At 61.8% G+C, this 17,223-nt stretch carries 21 protein-coding genes and 1 tRNA gene; 2 read left to right on the top strand and 20 right to left on the bottom strand.

Features of this window, described 5'->3' with window-relative positions; translation table 11 throughout:
• Window positions 1–82: 82 nt before the first annotated feature.
• From IX761_RS14010 to IX761_RS13925, 18 genes are all read right to left on the bottom strand, one after another.
• Window positions 83–158: transfer RNA gene (locus tag IX761_RS14010), tRNA-Lys, on the bottom strand.
• A gap of 60 nt (window positions 159–218) precedes the next feature.
• Entirely contained in the window at window positions 219–893 is a 675-nt protein-coding gene (gene queC / locus IX761_RS14005) for a 7-cyano-7-deazaguanine synthase QueC (protein WP_194790163.1), read from the bottom strand.
• Window positions 894–903: 10 nt separating this feature from the next.
• Complete coding sequence (gene queE, locus IX761_RS14000; protein WP_194790162.1) at window positions 904–1,551, bottom strand: 7-carboxy-7-deazaguanine synthase QueE; 648 nt, start codon at window positions 1,549–1,551, stop codon at window positions 904–906.
• 160 nt (window positions 1,552–1,711) lie between these two features.
• Complete coding sequence (ybgF, locus tag IX761_RS13995) at window positions 1,712–2,524, bottom strand: tol-pal system protein YbgF (protein WP_194790161.1); 813 nt, start codon at window positions 2,522–2,524, stop codon at window positions 1,712–1,714.
• A 6-nt stretch (window positions 2,525–2,530) separates the two neighbouring features.
• Window positions 2,531–3,028 carry a peptidoglycan-associated lipoprotein Pal gene (pal, locus tag IX761_RS13990; protein ID WP_028690581.1) on the bottom strand — a complete coding sequence of 166 codons (498 nt, stop codon included), beginning with the start codon at window positions 3,026–3,028 and terminating at the stop codon, window positions 2,531–2,533.
• Window positions 3,029–3,082: 54 nt separating this feature from the next.
• The gene (gene tolB, locus IX761_RS13985; RefSeq protein WP_223277225.1) at window positions 3,083–4,333 is read right to left on the bottom strand and encodes a Tol-Pal system beta propeller repeat protein TolB; all 1,251 of its coding nucleotides are present in this window, start codon (window positions 4,331–4,333) and stop codon (window positions 3,083–3,085) included.
• Between the two features lie 47 nt (window positions 4,334–4,380).
• Window positions 4,381–5,457: a cell envelope integrity protein TolA gene (gene tolA / locus IX761_RS13980; protein ID WP_194790160.1), complete on the bottom strand. Its 1,077-nt coding sequence runs from the start codon at window positions 5,455–5,457 to the stop codon at window positions 4,381–4,383.
• Complete coding sequence (gene tolR, locus IX761_RS13975; protein ID WP_194790159.1) at window positions 5,457–5,909, bottom strand: protein TolR; 453 nt, start codon at window positions 5,907–5,909, stop codon at window positions 5,457–5,459. The genes tolA and tolR overlap by 1 nt, the downstream gene beginning before the upstream one ends.
• A 14-nt stretch (window positions 5,910–5,923) precedes the next feature.
• Complete coding sequence (gene tolQ, locus IX761_RS13970; protein ID WP_194790158.1) at window positions 5,924–6,619, bottom strand: protein TolQ; 696 nt, start codon at window positions 6,617–6,619, stop codon at window positions 5,924–5,926.
• Between the two features lie 2 nt (window positions 6,620–6,621).
• Window positions 6,622–7,074: a tol-pal system-associated acyl-CoA thioesterase gene (gene ybgC, locus IX761_RS13965; RefSeq protein ID WP_194790157.1), complete on the bottom strand. Its 453-nt coding sequence runs from the start codon at window positions 7,072–7,074 to the stop codon at window positions 6,622–6,624.
• 125 nt (window positions 7,075–7,199) lie between these two features.
• Window positions 7,200–8,246: a Holliday junction branch migration DNA helicase RuvB gene (gene ruvB / locus IX761_RS13960; protein WP_194790156.1), complete on the bottom strand. Its 1,047-nt coding sequence runs from the start codon at window positions 8,244–8,246 to the stop codon at window positions 7,200–7,202.
• Complete coding sequence (ruvA, locus tag IX761_RS13955) at window positions 8,243–8,860, bottom strand: Holliday junction branch migration protein RuvA (protein ID WP_194790155.1); 618 nt, start codon at window positions 8,858–8,860, stop codon at window positions 8,243–8,245. Before ruvA ends, ruvB begins: the two co-directional genes overlap by 4 nt.
• 108 nt (window positions 8,861–8,968) lie before the next feature.
• Window positions 8,969–9,493: a crossover junction endodeoxyribonuclease RuvC gene (gene ruvC / locus IX761_RS13950; RefSeq protein ID WP_194790154.1), complete on the bottom strand. Its 525-nt coding sequence runs from the start codon at window positions 9,491–9,493 to the stop codon at window positions 8,969–8,971.
• 140 nt (window positions 9,494–9,633) lie between these two features.
• Complete coding sequence (locus IX761_RS13945; protein ID WP_194790153.1) at window positions 9,634–10,386, bottom strand: YebC/PmpR family DNA-binding transcriptional regulator; 753 nt, start codon at window positions 10,384–10,386, stop codon at window positions 9,634–9,636.
• A gap of 99 nt (window positions 10,387–10,485) precedes the next feature.
• Window positions 10,486–12,261, bottom strand: a complete 1,776-nt coding sequence (aspS, locus tag IX761_RS13940) for an aspartate--tRNA ligase (RefSeq protein WP_194790152.1) — start codon at window positions 12,259–12,261, stop codon at window positions 10,486–10,488.
• Window positions 12,262–12,355: 94 nt separating this feature from the next.
• Window positions 12,356–12,577, bottom strand: a complete 222-nt coding sequence (locus IX761_RS13935) for an FmdB family zinc ribbon protein (RefSeq protein WP_186662379.1) — start codon at window positions 12,575–12,577, stop codon at window positions 12,356–12,358.
• 93 nt (window positions 12,578–12,670) lie between these two features.
• The gene (locus IX761_RS13930; protein ID WP_194790151.1) at window positions 12,671–13,003 is read right to left on the bottom strand and encodes a ribbon-helix-helix domain-containing protein; all 333 of its coding nucleotides are present in this window, start codon (window positions 13,001–13,003) and stop codon (window positions 12,671–12,673) included.
• 181 nt (window positions 13,004–13,184) lie between these two features.
• Window positions 13,185–13,658: a Dps family protein gene (locus tag IX761_RS13925; RefSeq protein ID WP_194790150.1), complete on the bottom strand. Its 474-nt coding sequence runs from the start codon at window positions 13,656–13,658 to the stop codon at window positions 13,185–13,187.
• 269 nt (window positions 13,659–13,927) lie between these two features.
• Between IX761_RS13925 and IX761_RS27405 the strand changes: the two genes are divergently transcribed.
• Window positions 13,928–14,518: a cold-shock protein gene (locus IX761_RS27405; RefSeq protein WP_323744572.1), complete on the top strand. Its 591-nt coding sequence runs from the start codon at window positions 13,928–13,930 to the stop codon at window positions 14,516–14,518.
• Between the two features lie 19 nt (window positions 14,519–14,537).
• Here IX761_RS27405 and IX761_RS13915 read toward each other — a convergent pair whose 3' ends face one another.
• Together IX761_RS13915 and IX761_RS13910 are read right to left on the bottom strand one after the other, a co-directional pair.
• Window positions 14,538–14,744: a SlyX family protein gene (locus tag IX761_RS13915; protein ID WP_194790149.1), complete on the bottom strand. Its 207-nt coding sequence runs from the start codon at window positions 14,742–14,744 to the stop codon at window positions 14,538–14,540.
• Window positions 14,741–15,166 (bottom strand): HIT family protein, encoded by a 426-nt coding sequence (locus IX761_RS13910; RefSeq protein ID WP_194790148.1) that lies wholly within the window; start codon window positions 15,164–15,166, stop codon window positions 14,741–14,743. Before IX761_RS13910 ends, IX761_RS13915 begins: the two co-directional genes overlap by 4 nt.
• A gap of 741 nt (window positions 15,167–15,907) precedes the next feature.
• On the opposite strand from IX761_RS13910, the gene IX761_RS13905 reads away from it, so the two are divergent.
• Complete coding sequence (locus tag IX761_RS13905) at window positions 15,908–17,176, top strand: OprD family porin (protein ID WP_194790147.1); 1,269 nt, start codon at window positions 15,908–15,910, stop codon at window positions 17,174–17,176.
• The last annotated feature ends 47 nt before the right edge of the window (window positions 17,177–17,223 follow it).

Raw genomic sequence — 17,223 nt, 5'->3', positions numbered from 1 at the left:
AGCCGGGGCCCCCACAGGGCAATTTGCCAAACGACAAAAACGAAAAAGCCCGCCATGAAGGCGGGCTTTTCGTACTGCAATATGGTGGGTCGTGTAGGATTCGAACCTACGACCAATTGGTTAAAAGCCAACTGCTCTACCAACTGAGCTAACGACCCGTTGGATGGCGCGTATATTACTGATTTCCCACGAGAAATCAACACCCCATCAGAAAAAAATCAAAAATACCGGGTCGGATCCTCGACACCGGCGGCCTTGAAGCCATCGGCACGCAGGCGGCAGCTGTCGCACTTGCCACATGCACGGCCATCGTCGTCGGCCTGGTAGCAGGAGACCGTCAGGCTGTAGTCCACACCGCGGGCAATACCGGCCTGAACGATTTGCGCCTTGCTCAGGTTCTGCAGCGGCGCCTGGATCCTGAAGCCCTGCCCCTCCACGCCCGCCTTGGTGGCCAGGTTGGCCATGCGCTCGAACGCCTCGACGAACTCGGGGCGGCAGTCGGGGTAACCGGAGTAATCGACGGCGTTGACGCCGATGAAGATGTCACGCGCCTCCAGCACTTCCGCCCAGCCCAGGGCCAGCGACAGGAACACGGTGTTGCGCGCCGGCACGTAGGTGACCGGGATGCCTTCGCTAGGCGCCTCGGGCACGTCGATGCTGCTGTCGGTCAGGGCCGAGCCGCCGATGCCGTTCAGGTTCAGGCCGATCACCTTGTGCTCGACCACACCCAGGTCACGGGCCACTCGCGCCGCCGCTTCGAGCTCGGCCCGGTGGCGCTGGCCGTAGTCGAAACTCATGGTGTAGCAGGCATAGCCTTCGGCTTTGGCCATGGCCACCACGGTGGCCGAGTCCAGGCCACCGGACAGCAGGATTACCGCACGTTTGTCAGTCATGTCTTTTCTCTCAGCGTCCAGGTTCGTCGTTCCACAGCAGCTTGTGCAGCTGCAGCTGGAAACGCACGGGCAAGTTGTCGGCGACGATCCAGTCGGCCAGGTCGGAGGCTTTCACCTGATGGTGGCTGGGCGAGAACAGCACCTCGCCGGCACGCTCGGCCAGGTTGTACTGGATCAGCTTGGACACTGCCCAGTCGTAGTCCTCGCGGGAACAGATGACGAACTTGACCTGGTCGTTGCGGGTCAGCAGCTCGATGTTCTCGTAGCGGTTGCGGTGCGACTCTTCGGAACCCGGGGTCTTGAGGTCGACCACCCGGCTGACACGCACGTCGGCGCCGGAGATATCCAGCGCGCCGCTGGTTTCCAGAGACACTTCATAGCCGGCATCGCACAGGCGCTTGAGCAACGGCAAGGCATTGGGCTGGGCCAGCGGCTCGCCACCCGTCACGCAGACATAGCGCGGCTTGAAGCCGGCCACTTGCTCGAGGATGGAGTCGAGGCTGCGGATGGTGCCGCCGGTAAAGGCATAGGCACTGTCGCAGTACTGGCAGCGCAGGGGGCAACCGGTCAGGCGCACGAATACCGTGGGCAGCCCAGCCGTTCGTGTTTCACCCTGCAACGAGTAAAAGACTTCGGTGATGCGTAATGTGTCTTGCATGATCGCCACGGGCGTGACAGCTAAACAGGCTGTCCGCCTCCGTCAGGCACTGTCGCGGACTCGACATGGCGTTATCCGCGGCAGCGTGTTTACGAAAAAAGGGCAGTGATTCTAACGAAAAAACCCGCGACAGGCGCGGGTTTCTTCATGAACGCTTCGCTCAGAGCTTCTGCAGGTCGCGTTGAGCCAGTTGCGCGGCGGAAGTGCCGGGGTACTGGGTGATGACTTGCTGCAGGATGCCCTTGACCTTGTCGGTGTGGCCCAGGCGGCGCTCGACGTCGGCCAACTTGTACAGCGAATCCGGCACTTTGCTGTGCTGCGGATACAGCTGGCTGACCTTGGCGAAGGCCTGGCCGGCGCCCTGCAGGTCGCCTTTGGCGAGGTTCACTTCACCCAACCAGTATTGCGCGTTGCCGGCGTACTGGCTGTTGGGGTACTTGCGCAGGAAGGCGCCGAAGGCCTGGCTGGCCTTGTCGAAGTCTTTCTGCTTGATCAGGTCGAACGCGGCGTCGTAGTACAGCTTTTCTTTGGCCGGATCGCCCGGCTCGCTGCTGGCGGCCGGTTGTTGCTGCGCGGCGCTGGCGCCGGCGGCGGCACCCGTGGCTGCGTTGTTCGCACCACCGGTGGAGGAATTGTCGGGAGTCGCGGCAGGCGCGGTACCACTGCCGATGCGGCGGTCCAGGTCCTGATAGCGCTCGAGGTTTTCCTGCTTCATGCGCGACACATCGTTTTGTAGCTCTTCGATGATGCCTTGCTGGCGGGAAAGCTGGTCCTGCATCTGCTGCAGCTGCATGAACAGCTGGCCATTTGCAGAAGCAGGGGCCGAAGCCCCTGCTCCGGCATAGGCGCCGCTCGTGCCATAACCCGCAGGTGGATAGCCACCCGCGTTGTCATCTACTACGGGAACCGCAGCCCACGCCGAAAGCGGCAGGCTGAGTGCGAGGACGGTTACTACACGGCGGCACATACGCATAAGAACTTACTTACGCAGTTCTACGCGACGGTTCTGAGCCCAGGACTGCTCGTCGTTGCCAGTGGCAACCGGACGCTCTTCGCCGTAGGAGACCAGTTCCAGCTGAGCAGGGGAAACGCCCTGCAGAACCAGGTAACGCTGAACGGCCTTGGCACGACGCTCACCCAGAGCCATGTTGTACTCGCGGGTGCCGCGCTCGTCGGTGTTGCCTTCCAGAACAACGCGGTTGCCGTTGGCTTTCAGGTCCTTGGCGTGAACGTCCAGGGAGCGCATGGCTTCTGGCTTCAGGTCCGAGCTGTCGTATTCGAAGTAGAAGGTGGTGATTGCGCGCAGGGCGGCTTCTTCGCTCAGGGAACCGTCGACAGCGCCAGTGTTGGCACCGTAGCCAGCGTTAGGGTCAACAGCGCCTTCACCAGCGTTGTCACCGCCCTTCGAGGAGCAACCTACAGCTACGGCCATGGCCAGAGCCAGCGCAGCAAACTTACCAAACTTCAGCATTTCCATCTTGAAACTCCTAATGAAACCCCAATGTGTTAAGCAAAACGTGTTACGCCGCAATCAGTTCAGGTAAGGGGACCAGGACGGTTCTCTGACTTCGCCTTGAGCGGTAGGAAGTGGGAGCCTCACGCGGCCGTTAAGCGACACGAGCATCAAGACTCCCCGGCCCTGCTGGCGGGTGGCGTAGATTAGCATGGTGCCGTTTGGCGCAACAGTGGGTGACTCATCAAGACTGGTCTCGGTGAGAATCTTTACACTTCCACGTTGCAGGTCCTGGGCAGCCACTTTGAAGTTGGTGAACCCTTGCTGGCGGTGAATCATCACCAGGGTCTTTTCGTCCGCCGACAGTTTCGGGTTGGCGTTGTAGTTACCGACGAAAGTTACCCGCTCGGCGCCACCACCACTGACCGACTGTTTGTAGATCTGCGGCTTGCCGCCACGGTCGGAGGTGAAGTACAGGGTGTTGCCATCCTTGCCCCAGAACGGCTCGGTATTGATACCGGGGCCGGCGGTGACACGGCTGATCTGACGCGAGGCCACGTTCATCACGTAGATGTCCGGGTTGCCGTCCTTGGACAGCACGAACGCCAGGCGAGTACCGTCAGGCGACCAGGCCGGTGCGCCGTTCAGGCCTTCGAAGTTGGTGACCTGTTCGCGGCGGCCGGTGTCGATGTGCTGAATGAAGATGCGCGGACGCTTCTGCTCGAACGACACGTAGGCGATGCGCTTGCCATCTGGAGCGAAACGTGGCGACAGGATCGGCTCGCGCGACTGCAACAGCGTCACCGCACGGGCGCCGTCATAGTCCGAGCGCTGCAGGGTGTAACGGGTGTTGTTGGTCGAGAAACGCTCGGCGGTCACGTACAGCATACGGGTGGAGAACGCACCCTTGATGCCGGTGAGTTTCTCGAACGACTGGTCGGCGATGTAGTGGGACATGTCTCGCAGTTGATCCACGCCGCCGGCGACGCTGCCGGTCAGCACTTGCTGCTCGGTGGCGACGTTGAACAGGGCGTAGCTCACCTGCAGGCGACCGCCGGCCGGCACGATGCTGCCAACCATGACGTACTGCGCGCCCAGTGCTTTCCAGTCGCGGAAGATGACTTCGCTGGCCTGGGTGGGCTGGCTGATCATGTTCTGCTTTGGAATGGGCGAGTAGTAGCCGGAGTTGCGCAGGTCATTGCCGATGATATCGGCCATGTCCTCGGGCAGCACGCTGCCGCCCTGCACACCGAACGGTACAACTGCGATTGGGGTGGCCCGGTCGCTACCGCTGGTGACCAGGATGTTCTTTTCTTCTGCCATGGCCATGCCTGCCACGCAGCACAGCAAGACCAGGAGTCCTCTCAGACGTTTAATCACAACGCTAGATCCTCAGGTGTAAATGTCATCTTGAATGAGCGATACGGATTGAAATCGCTCGGCTTCAAGCCCTGCATTTCAGTCAACCGACCAATGTTCTTCACCGCGGCCACGGCCGAGCTGTCGAACGGACCGTCGCCGCTGGACTTGGCCACACTCACGTTGGTGATGGTGCCGTCCGGCAACATGTTGATCTGCAGAACTACCGTCATGCCCTTGCGCGCGGATGGCGGACGCGCCCAGCCTTCGGCTGCACGCATACGGATCAGGTCGTCGAAGTCGCCGGCTACCTGGTCACCCTGCTCGTCGGCCAGCGCCTGCTGCCGCTCGGTGGTGTCGGACAACAGCTCGGCCAGTGCCTGAGCCTTCTTGTCTTCCGCCGACTTGCGGGCCGCTTCCTGTGCCTTTTTCTTCTGGGCGTCTGCCGCGGCCTTTTTCTTGGCCTCTTCAGCTGCCTTCTTCTTCGCCTCCTCGGCCGCCGCTTTCTTCTTGGCGTCCTCGGCTGCTTTTTTCTTCGCGTCTTCGGCGGCTTTCTTCTTCGCCTCTTCCGCGGCTTGTTTCTTGGCTTCTTCCTCGGCCTGTTTCTTGGCCTCTTCTTCAGCCTTTTTCTTGGCGATGTCGGCCTGCTGCTTTTCAGCGGCCTTCTTGGCCTCTTCGGCTTTCTTCTGTTCGGCGGCTTTCTTCTGCTCGGTGGCCTTGGCGGCCTCTTCCGCTTTCTTCGCCTCGGCGGCCTCGCGGGCTTCCTCGGCTTTTTGAGCGGCGTCGGCTTTCTTTTGTTCCGCAGCCTTCACGGCTTCCTGCTCGACCTTCTTCTGCTCCAGCTGCTCGACTTCGGTCTGGCGCGAGGCGGTCTTCTTCGCTTCCCCGGCAATCTTCTGATTGGTCTGGGTGGTCGCCTGGCTCTTGGACTTGAGCTGGTACAGCGTAGCCTGGACGATCGGCTTGGAGGGCGGCAGCTCGGGTGTCATGGCAAAGCTGACGAACAGCATGCCGAACACCAGCACGTGCAGGCCAATGGCCCAGACACTGGGCCAGAAGTAGCTTTCCGAGGCGGATGGCTCTCGCTGCTGCATCAGGGCGCCTCGGTAATCAGGCCAACGTTACCGACACCGGCCTTCTGCAACCCGCCCATGGCACCCATGACCGCGCCGTAGTCGACAGCCTTGTCGCCACGAATGAAGACCTGGGTCTGTTTACCCTGGTCGCGACCGGCGGCGATGATCTTGGTCACCGCGCTGGTCATTTCCGGCAAGGTCATGGCCTTGTCCATCTGCTTTTCGGTGTCGACTTCGCTTCCCAGGTTCCAGAAGTAAGTCTTGTCGGCCTTGATCGAGATGGTCAGGACCTGGACGTTGTTGTCCTGCGGCAGGGCTTCGCTGGAAACCTTGGGCAGGTCCACCTTCACGCCCTGGTTGAGCATGGGGGCGGTCACCATGAAGATGACCAGCAGCACCAGCATCACGTCGATGTAGGGCACCACGTTCATCTCGGCGACCGGCTTGCGTTTGTGGCGAACTCGGGCCATGGGTTTCTACCTGATCACTCTTCGCTGGTGTGTACTTTGCGGTGCAGGATCGCCTGGAACTCGTCGGCGAAGGTGTAGTAACGGCCAATCAGCACTTCACTGCGTGCGGCAAAGCGGTTGTAGGCGATGACCGCCGGGATCGCGGCGAACAGGCCGATCGCAGTGGCGATCAGGGCCTCGGCGATACCGGGTGCCACGGTGGCCAGCGTGGCCTGCTGGGCGCTGGCCAGGCCGCGGAAGGAGTTCATGATGCCCCAGACGGTACCGAACAGGCCGATGTACGGGCTGGTGGAACCGACGGTGGCCAGGAACGGCAGGCTCTGCTCGAGCTTCTCTTCTTCACGGGAGATGGCAACGCGCATGGCACGACCAACGCCTTCCATCACCGCGTCCGGGTCGACACCCGGCTGCTGGCGCAGGCGCGAGAACTCTTTGAAACCGGCGCGGAACACTTGCTCGACGCCCGAGTCCGGGTCTGGGTTGCTGCCGGCCTGGCGATACAGCTTGGACAGGTCGATACCCGACCAGAAACGCTCTTCGAAGGCGTCCAGGGCACGACGACCGGCACGCAGCATAGTGCTGCGCTGGAAGATCATGATCCAGGACATGACCGAGGCGGCCACCAGAGTCAGCATGACTAGCTGAACCACGATACTGGCATTGGCGACCAGGCTCCACATGGAGGTATGGTCGACGACGTTTGCTTCCACGCTTATTCTCCTGCGTTGGATTGAGTACCCGCGCCGTCCGCCAGGAAGGCGTCACGCAGCTCCTGGGGTATGGCACGGGGTTTGAAAGTGTCGGCACGCACGGCGGCCACAAGGAACTGCCCTTCGCAGAGCAGCACTTCATCCTTTGCTCGCCATACCTGCTGCACAAAGCGCAGGCTGGCGCGATTCAACTCAAGCACTTGCGCGGTTACCCGCAATTCGTCGTCCAGCCGCGCCGGCGCGTGGTAGCGCGCTTCGCTGGAATGCACGACGAACAAAAGATTGTCACCGGCCAGTTGCGTCTGGGAGAAGCCCAGGTGGCGCAGGCGTTCGGTGCGCGCCCGCTCCATGAACTTGAGATAGTTCACGTAGTACACCACCCCACCGGCGTCGGTATCCTCGTAATAGACGCGACAGCGGTGTGCGAACGGTTCCAGCCCATTTTGCGCGCGCATACTCTAGTGCTTACTCCTGATCTTGCCAATCCGCCCTGGCAACTGTTTTTGCCGGGTTAATGTCGTATTGCCAGCGTTTGATGGGCATGCCTGCGGTAGGACCACGAAAACGCCGGTTCGATCTGTCATTCGTCGTCCTGTGCCGCATATTCCCCACCTTCGCAGAACCGACCCGGGATATTGAGGCCGAAATGCAAGTAGGCATGGCGCGTGACCACACGCCCGCGGGGCGTACGCATGATGTAGCCCTGCTGGATCAGGTACGGCTCCAGCACGTCTTCGATGGTGTGACGCTCTTCGCTGATGGCCGCGGCCAGGTTGTCGACCCCCACCGGGCCGCCGTCGAATTTCTCGATCATGGTCAGCAGCAGGCGCCGGTCGGAATGGTCGAAACCACGCTCGTCGACATCCAGCAGGTTGAGTGCCATGTCCGCCACGGCCTTGGTGATCTCGCCCTTGCCACGCACTTCGGCGTAGTCGCGCACACGGCGCAGCAGGCGGTTGGCAATACGGGGAGTGCCCCGCGCACGGCGGGCGATCTCGAAGGCGCCCTTGTCTTCGATCGACAACCCGAGAATGCCGGCCGAGCGGCTGACGATGGTCGCCAGGTCACGGTCACTGTAGAACTCCAGGCGCTGGACGATACCGAAACGGTCGCGCAGCGGGTTGGTCAGCATGCCAGCGCGGGTGGTGGCGCCGACCAGGGTGAACGGTGGCAGGTCGAGCTTGATCGACCGCGCCGCCGGCCCTTCACCAATCATGATGTCCAGCTGGAAGTCTTCCATGGCTGGGTACAACACTTCTTCGACCACCGGCGAAAGACGGTGAATTTCGTCGATGAACAGCACATCGTGGGGCTCGAGGTTGGTGAGCATCGCCGCCAGGTCACCGGGGCGCTCGAGGATCGGGCCCGAAGTGCTCTTGACCGACACGCCCATCTCCTGGGCGATGATGTTGGCCAGGGTGGTCTTGCCCAGGCCTGGCGGGCCGAAGATCAAGGTGTGGTCCAACGACTCGTTGCGACCGCGCGCGGCCTGGATGAACAGCGCCATCTGCTCGCGCACCACTGGCTGGCCGATGTACTCCTCCAGGCGCAGTGGACGGATCGCGCGGTCCTGGACCTCTTCGCGGTCGCGTCCGGAGGCGGCGATCAGTCGGTCGGTCTCGATCACTTGGTAATCATCCCTTTGAGGCTGCGACGAATCAGTTCTTCACTGCTCAGGTTGGCCTTGCCTTCGATGGCAGAGATCGCCTTGCTGGCCTCCTGCGGCTTGTAGCCCAGCGACACCAGCGCACTGACCGCGTCGGCTTCAGCCGTGTTGACGCTGGCCGCCGGCAGCGGGCCGTCGGACACCAGGGTGAACATGGCGGGCGACGTTTCCCAGGCTTTGAAACGATCCTTGAGCTCGACCAGCAGGCGCTCGGCGGTTTTCTTGCCTACGCCTGGCACGCGCACCAGCACGGCCGCGTCCTGGGCTTGCACGCAACGCACCAGGTCGTCCACTTCAAGCCCGGACATCAGTGCCAAGGCCAGCTTCGGGCCAACGCCGTTGAGCCGGATCAGCTCGCGGAACAGTTCGCGCTCGCGCTTTTCCGCGAAGCCATAGAGCAGATGGGCATCTTCACGTACCACCTGGTGGGTATGCAGGGTGACCACCTCCCCCACTTTGGGCAGGCGGTACAGCGTGGTCATCGGCACTTCGAGCTCATAGCCCAGGCCGTTGACGTCGACAATCAAGTGCGGCGGCTGTTTTTCCGCCAGGGTGCCGCGCAAACGTCCAATCACGTTCCGATCCTTCCTCTCGGGTGCCGGTCAGAAACCGCACAACCCTATCAGCAAATGCGCCGGGCGAACGTTTCACCCGGCCAAAATGTGTATCAGCGCATGAAGCCGTTACAGACGCAAGCGCCCGCCGCGCCTTCGCGCCGTGCTCAGGCCATGCGGAATCAGGCTGGAGCGTGTGTGCGCATGGCACAAGGCGATGGCCAGGGCGTCAGAGGCGTCGACCTGAGGCTTCTGCGTGAGTTTGAGCAGGTGCATGACCATCATCATCACCTGCTCTTTATTGGCGCCGCCGGTCCCCGCCACCGCCTGCTTGACCTGGCTGGCGGTGTATTCGGCGATTTCCAGGCCCGCCTCGGCGGCGGCGACGATGGCCGCGCCCCGGGCTTGCCCGAGCTTGAGCGCCGAATCGGCATTGCGGGCCATGAACACGCGCTCGATACCCATGGTCACCGGGCCATGTTGGCGAATGATCTCGCTGACGCCACGAAACACGACGAGCAGCCGATCGTGCAGCTCGCCATCACCGGTGCGGATACAGCCCGAGGTCACGTACTCGCAGCCGCGCGCAGTCTGGCGCACCACGCCGAAACCGGTGATGCGCGAACCGGGGTCGATACCAAGAATCAGAGTCATAACGCCTGCATCAATTGCATTTCATATTGGTCTATTCGCGGGCAAGCCCGCTCCCACAGGTAGTGCGCCATCTAGACGAACTGCGCACTACCTGTGGGAGCGGGCTTGCCCGCGAATAGGCCTGACGGTTACCGCCAACCTTAACCCAGCGCTTCCATGATCTCGTCGGAGATCTGGGCATTGGAATAGACGTTCTGCACGTCGTCCAGGTCTTCGAGCATGTCGATCAGCTTGAGCACCTTCTCGGCGCCCTCCTGATCCAGCTCTGCGCTGGTGGTTGGCTGCATCACGATCTCGGCATCCGAAGCCTTGAAACCGGCCTCTTCCAACGCATTACGCACGGCGTAGAAGCTGTTGAACGAGGTGAACACGTCGAAAGAGCCGTCGTCGTTGACCACCACGTCGTCGGCATCGGCCTCCATCGCGGCTTCCATCAGCGCATCTTCATCAATGGCCAGCTCGGCGGCGAAGCTGATCTGCCCCTTGCGCTCGAACAGGTAGGCCACCGAGCCGTCGGTACCGAGGTTGCCACCGCACTTGGTGAAGGCATGGCGCACGGCCGCAGCGGTACGGTTGCGGTTGTCGGTCATGGCTTCGACCATGATCGCCACGCCGCCTGGGCCGTAACCTTCGTAGCTGAGCTCTTCGACGTTGTCGCTTTCGTTGGTGCCGGCACCCCGGGCCACGGCGCGATCGATGATATCGCGGCTCATGTTGGCACCCAGGGCCTTGTCCAGCGCCAGGCGCAGACGCGGGTTGGACGCCGGGTCACCACCACCCTGCTTGGCGGCGACGGTCAGCTCGCGGATCCACTTGGTGAAGATCTTGCCTCTCTTGGCATCCTGGCGCTCTTTGCGGTGCTTGATGTTCGCCCACTTGGAATGACCAGCCATAACGACTCCGAATCCTTGAAACAGAAACAGGTTCCGCCCCGAAGGGCGGAACGCGAAAAATACGTGGGCGCAGCGCTACCGTTGCGCCCGAGGTCGTAATTACTCGACCTTGGTCTGCTCGCGCAGACGGATGTGCAGCTCGCGCAGGGCCTTGGCGTCGACCAGGCCAGGGGCCTGGGTCATCACGCACGCAGCGCTTTGGGTTTTCGGGAAGGCGATCACTTCACGGATCGACTGCGCACCGGTCATCAGCATGACCAGGCGATCCAGGCCGAAGGCCAGGCCACCGTGGGGCGGTGCACCGAACTTCAGGGCGTCGAGCAGGAAGCCGAATTTCTCTTCCTGTTCCGCCGCCTCGATACCCAGCAGACGGAACACCGCCTGTTGCATCTCTTTGCGGTGGATACGGATCGAGCCGCCACCCAGTTCGGTGCCGTTGAGCACCATGTCGTAGGCACGCGACAGCGCGGTGGCCGGGTTGGCCTCCAGCTCTTGCGGCGAGCACTTGGGTGCGGTGAACGGGTGGTGCAGTGCGGTGAAGCTGCCGTCTTCGTTCTCTTCGAACATCGGGAAGTCGACGACCCACATTGGGGCCCACTCGCAGGTCAGCAGCTCGAAGTCGTGGCCCAGGCGGATACGCAGCGCGCCCAGGGCTTCGCTGACGACCTTGAACTTGTCGGCGCCGAAGAACACGATGTCGCCATCGACCGCACCCACGCGGTCGAGGATGTTGTTGAGGTTGGCCTCGGGGATGTTCTTGACGATCGGCGACTGCAGACCTTCGACACCCTTGGCGCGCTCGTTGACCTTGATGTAGGCCAGGCCCTTGGCACCATAGATGCCGACGAACTTGGTGTACTCGTCGATCTTGCTGCGCGGCATGCTGGCGCCGCCTGGCAGGCGCAGGGCGGTGACACGGCATTTAGGGTCGTTGGCGGGGCCGGCGAAGACCTTGAAGTCGACGTCTTTGAGCTGGTCGGCAACGTCTACCAGTTCCAGCGGGATACGCAGGTCCGGCTTGTCGGAACCGTAGCGGCGCATGGCCTCTTCGAAGGTCATGTGCGGGAAATCACCGAACTCCAGATCCAGCACTTCCTTGAACAACTTGCGGATCATGCTTTCGGTCAGGCCCATGATCTCGCTTTCATCGAGGAAGCTGGTCTCGATGTCGATCTGGGTGAATTCCGGCTGGCGGTCGGCGCGCAGGTCTTCGTCGCGGAAGCACTTGGCGATCTGGTAGTAGCGATCGAAGCCAGCGACCATCAGCAGCTGCTTGAACAGCTGTGGCGACTGCGGCAGGGCGAAGAAGCTGCCGGCGTGGGTGCGGCTCGGTACCAGGTAGTCACGCGCGCCTTCTGGCGTAGCGCGGGTGAGGATCGGGGTTTCGACGTCGAGGAAGCCGTTTTCGTCGAGGAAGCGACGGATGCTGCTGGTGATGCGCGAGCGCAGGCGCAGCTTGTCGGCCATTTCCGGGCGACGCAGGTCGATGAAGCGGTAACGCAGGCGGGTTTCCTCGCCCACATCGGAGTATTCGTTCAGCGGGAACGGCGGGGTTTCCGCTTCGTTGAGCACGTTCAGCTGGTAGCCGAGGATCTCGATGGCGCCGGAGGCCATGTTGGCGTTCACCGCGCCGTCCGGGCGCTTGCGCACCTTGCCGGTGATCTGCACGACGTACTCACTGCGCACGCGGTCGGCGGCGGCAAAGGTTTCGGCGCGATCCGGGTCGAACACGACCTGGGCCATGCCTTCGCGGTCACGGATGTCGAGGAAGATCACCCCGCCGTGGTCGCGGCGACGATGGACCCAGCCGCAAAGGGTGACTTCCTGGCCGTCCAGGCTCTCGTTTAGTTGGCCGCAATAATGGCTGCGCATCATGGTCGTGGTTTCGCTTCTCGTGATTCGTGTATTCGGTGGAGGTCTTCGCCGCCCAAGGGGCTAATACTGCAAGACCCGGTCGGTGCAATTCAACTCAGTCGGCCTTGTCGCCGCCTGCCAGGTTCTTTTTCGCCCCGGTCTTGAAGTCGGTCTCGTACCAGCCATTGCCGCTCAGGCGAAAGCCGGGGACCGACAGCAGCTTCTTCAATGCCGGTGCCTGGCACGCCGGGCAATCGGTCAGCGGCGCTGCGCTGATCTTCTGCAACACCTCCATCTGGTGTTCGCAGGCTGCACATTGATAGTCGTAAAGGGGCATGGGTGTCTCTCGTCAACCACATCGCACGCTGCCCAGGGCAGCAAAGAGCGGGATTATATATGGTTAACAGGAGCAGTGCAGCCCGCCCGGCGATCAGTGCGCATCCGGCGCCTCCTGCAACCACGCCACGCAGATGACCCGGATCAGCCCGCTGAAATTCCTCACCCCACCATGGCGAAGGTGCACCTCGCGGTCCACGTAGGACAGTACGGCGCTGACCGAGCAGCGATTAGCCTGGGCAATGCGCTCGAGAATTCGCCAGTACACCGCCTCCAGGCGCAAGCAGGTGGCAAAGCCATTGAGCCGCACCGAACGTGAGACCGGCCCGGCCTGCTGCATATCGAAATCCATCCGGAACGGGTCGATGCTCGGCCTTCCCGCGCCCTGCCCCAATCCACTTTTCAAACCTTGCGCCACACCGTCCATCGCACCGCTCCATCGTCACGAAACTCCCCGTTCGTCAGAGCGAACGGAATCCATGACGCCAATGAAGCGCTACGCTGCATCTGGATTGCAGCGGCAAGGCCTTCCCCTCAAACGGCCGGGGCCTGCACCGACTGCGATGCAGGCCCCGGCCCTCACGCATTGCATGCGATGCAAGCGGTAATCAGTTCCCGTCGAGCAATACGCGCAACATCCACGCGGTTTTCTCGTGGACCTGCATGCGCTGGGTCAGCAGGTCGGCGGTCGGTTCGTCGCTGACCTTGTCGACCACCGGGAAGATGCTGCGTGCAGTGCGCACCACCGCTTCCTGCCCTTGGACCAGCTGGCGGATCATTTCTTCCGCTGCCGGCACCCCCTCCTCCTCCTTGATCGAAGAATGGCTCGCATAAAAGGCATAGGAACCCGGTGCCGGGAAACCCAGTGCACGGATGCGTTCGGCAATGGAATCCACCGCCAGCGCCAGCTCGTTGTATTGCTCCTCGAACATCAAGTGCAGGGTCCGGAAAGACGGCCCCGTAACGTTCCAGTGGAAGTTGTGGGTCTTCAGATAGAGCACGTAGGTATCCGACAAGAGCCTTGACAGCCCATCCACGATGGACTTGCGATCTTCTTCACTGATACCGATATCGATTGCCATGAAGTTCCCCTTTGCATGAGGCCTGATCGTGCAGGCGGGCGTGATTCACTGTAGCAAGCACCGCCCGCTGGCGCATGCATCAAGACGCCACTGGCCGCCTGCGGTTTGAGAAGCCTGCGCCTTTGCTGTTAAATAGGCAGCGTGCCACCCGTGCGGACAGTCATTGCCGGGTGCATAGGCGGGTTCGCCACGTTTTCGCGCCTACACCTCACGCGCACCGTGCGATCCGCTCATCCTGTGATCGGCCTTATTAATGTGAGCCAAACCAAATGTTCAAGATCGTCCATCTGGTGACGGGCGTGGCGGCCTTGCTGCTATCGCTCATACCCAGCCTCAGAACCGACGCGACACCCCTGCTGCAAGAACCCGAGGCCGTCTACCTGGCGCTGCTCGGTCTGCTCAACCTGATCCTGGCCTCCGCCTTGCCGCTGTACTACAAAGGCATGCGCCAGCAACTGCATCGCGCGGCAAGCATCCTGCTGGTGCTGGCCGTGGCCCTGCAAACCCTCACCCTGCTGGCCCGCCCGGAGCTGGGCAGCCTGCCGGCACTGGCTTGCGCCGTGCTGGCCAGCGTGCTCCAACTGCTCGCCAGCTTCGCCCGCCCCCCGCGTAAAGCGCGCAACCCGGGCGTTGCACAGGATATCGGCAAGCGCGATACCGGCACCGTGAAGTGGTTCAACACGTCAAAGGGCTTCGGCTTCATTTCGCGCGACTCCGGTGACGATATCTTCGTGCACTTTCGCGCCATCCGCGGTGAAGGCCACCGCGTGCTGGTCGAAGGCCAGCGCGTGGAGTTCTCGGTGATGCACCGCGACAAAGGCCTGCAGGCCGAAGACGTGGTCGCGGTTTCGCGCCGCTGACCACCCTGCTCCGCCGTCTTCAGTAATGAGGCGGTGGAGCCTCTTCCCCCTCGCTGCCGTACTGGCCGACCATCTCCTCGTAACGTTTGATCAGCTCAGCCACCTGCAACTGCAGGCGCTCGATCACCCGCCCTTGCTCGACCACCACGTCATTGAGCGCCTGAATGGTGTCATCCTGGAACGCCTGGCGGGTTTCCAGCTCTATGATCTGCTCTTGCAGGCTCATACCTCAGCTTCCTTGAAACTGTCACCTAGCAGCATGCGCACTCGCTCACGGATGCCCTCCACCTGCTCAGGCGCGTACGCAACGGCCGGCACCTTGCCCCAGACTGGTGCAGGCCAGGCCGCATCGCCATGGCGGCGAACAATGACATGCATGTGCAGCTGGCTGACTACGTTACCCAAGGTCGCGACATTCATCTTGTCGGCGGCGAACGCATCCTTCAACGCCTCGGCCAACGCGGTGGTCTCCTCCCACAATTGCCGCTGGTCAGCCTCGTCGAGGTCGAACAGCTCACTGACCTCGGCACGCCGCGGCACGAGGATGAACCAGGGGTAATTGGCGTCCTTGCTCAGCAGCAGACGGCAAAGCGGCAAGTCGCCCAGCGCCAGGGAATCCTGTTGCAGGCGAGAATCGAGGGTGAACACGGCGAACCTCCTGAAAAACCAAATGCCCGCCCATGCAGCGGGAACAGGGGCGAAGGATACCCTGCCGGTTGCGTTCCCACACCCGCAAAACACACAGACGGGACGACGCCCCAGCCCCACTTCGGTAACACCGCGCTACTTTTCGCACCACAATGATGCGGCTCGTCACCGCACCACCACACTTTCGTCACAGAAAACAGCCAGGATCAACAGTCAGCGGTAACACCTTGACTTTCAAGGCAGCTCGCAAGCACGCAAACCATTGCTCGAACGTTTGCGCCGACACCGGGCCATCACCCCCGCGTTTGCTGAGGTTTCCCCTTGGCGCGACGGGCATTTGTGAAAATTTCATCAAGCGTTCGCAATTTTGAGCACGCTTGTTGCATTCGCTTGACGCCAAGTCGGCACGACACCTGCATTGGCAGGTGAACGCGACAAATGACAACAGCGGCATCGGATCCACCAGGGAGTTAGTCGGCCGCACTTTGTGTTTACACATAAATGACGGCTTGACAGCAGCGCTGGCGTTATACGCCCAACTAAGCAGGGCGTGATTTGCGACATGGAAATAACTGTAAGCGACACGGCCATAAAGTTAACGAAAGGTTGTTTTTACCCGTATCGCCAAGAATAGTCTGCGTGATATACATTTTCGCCGACATAACAAGAAAGAGCTGCCCCGATAACTAAAAAACCTGGGCGCAGCGGTACTCTTCCTAAAAACCAAAGGAGCAAATCACGATGCGCGTGATGAAGTGGAGCATGATCGCCCTGGCCGTTGCGGCGGGAACCTCGCAGCTGGCCATCGCCTCTTCGCAAGATGAATCCAAAGGCTTCATTGAAGACAGCAAGCTGAACGTCAAGACCCGGATGCTGTACTTCAGCCGTGACTTCCGCAACAACCCGCACGACGAGAAGAGCCGCGTTGAAGAAACCGGTCTGGGCTTCCTCGGCACCTACGAGTCCGGCTTCACCCAGGGCACCGTGGGCGTGGGCATCGACGCCATCGGCATGCTCGGCCTGAAACTCGACAGCGGCAAGGGCCGTGCCGGCACCGGCCTGTTCCCGACCGGCAGCGATGGCCGTTCGCAGGACGATTACTCCAAAGGCGGCGGCGCGGTCAAATTCCGCGTATCCGACACCGTGCTGAAGGTGGGTGACCAGTTCACCGCGCTGCCGGTGTTCGCCACCGACGACAGCCGCTTGCTGCCAGAGATCGCCCAGGGCGCGCTGATCACCAGCAACGAAATCAAGGGCCTGACCCTGCACGCCGGTCGCTTCACCAGCCTGACCGCGCAAGCTGAAACCAACCGCGACAGCCTGCACCTCAAGGAAGCTGATGTCGTCGGCGGCACCTATGCCTTCACCGACTCCCTGAGCACCAGCCTGTACTACTCCAAGGTCGAAGACTACTGGCGCAAATACTACGCCAACATCAACTGGGCGCTGCCGATCTCCGACAAGCAAGGCCTGGTGTTCGACTTCAACATCTATGACACCAAGAGCGACGGCGCTGCCCTGTACAAGGCCTTCGACGGCGACAAACTGGACAACCGTGCATTCAGCCTGTCCGGCGCCTACAACATTGGCGCGCACACCTTCACCGTGGCCTACCAGAAAGTTACCGGTGACGGCGACTACGGCTACGGCGTGGACGGCGGCGGCACCATCTTCCTGGCCAACTCCATCGCCCGTTCCGACTTCAACGCCGAAGACGAGAAGTCCTGGCAGGCTCGCTACGACCTGAACTTCGCCGAGTACGGCATTCCGGGCCTGACCTTCATGACCCGTTATGTCCGCGGCACCGGCGCCAACGTCGCCGGCACCGACAACGGCAAGGAATGGGAACGCGACGTGGACATCAAGTACGTGCTGCAGGAAGGCCCGGCGAAAGACCTGAGCTTCCGCGTCCGTCAGGCCACCTACCGCTCCAGCGATGGCGTTTACTACGGTTCGAGCTCGATCGACGAACTGCGTCTGATCGTCGAGTACCCGCTGAGCATCCTGTAAGCCTCTGCTTGCACTGCCCCGCGAACAAAAAGCCCGGCCCAGTGCCG

This window comes from Pseudomonas sp. UFMG81 (assembly GCF_015354575.1).
GTDB lineage: Bacteria > Pseudomonadota > Gammaproteobacteria > Pseudomonadales > Pseudomonadaceae > Aquipseudomonas.
Note: the sequence above shows the minus strand (reverse complement) of the source record. Positions and strands in the feature narration are given on the sequence as shown.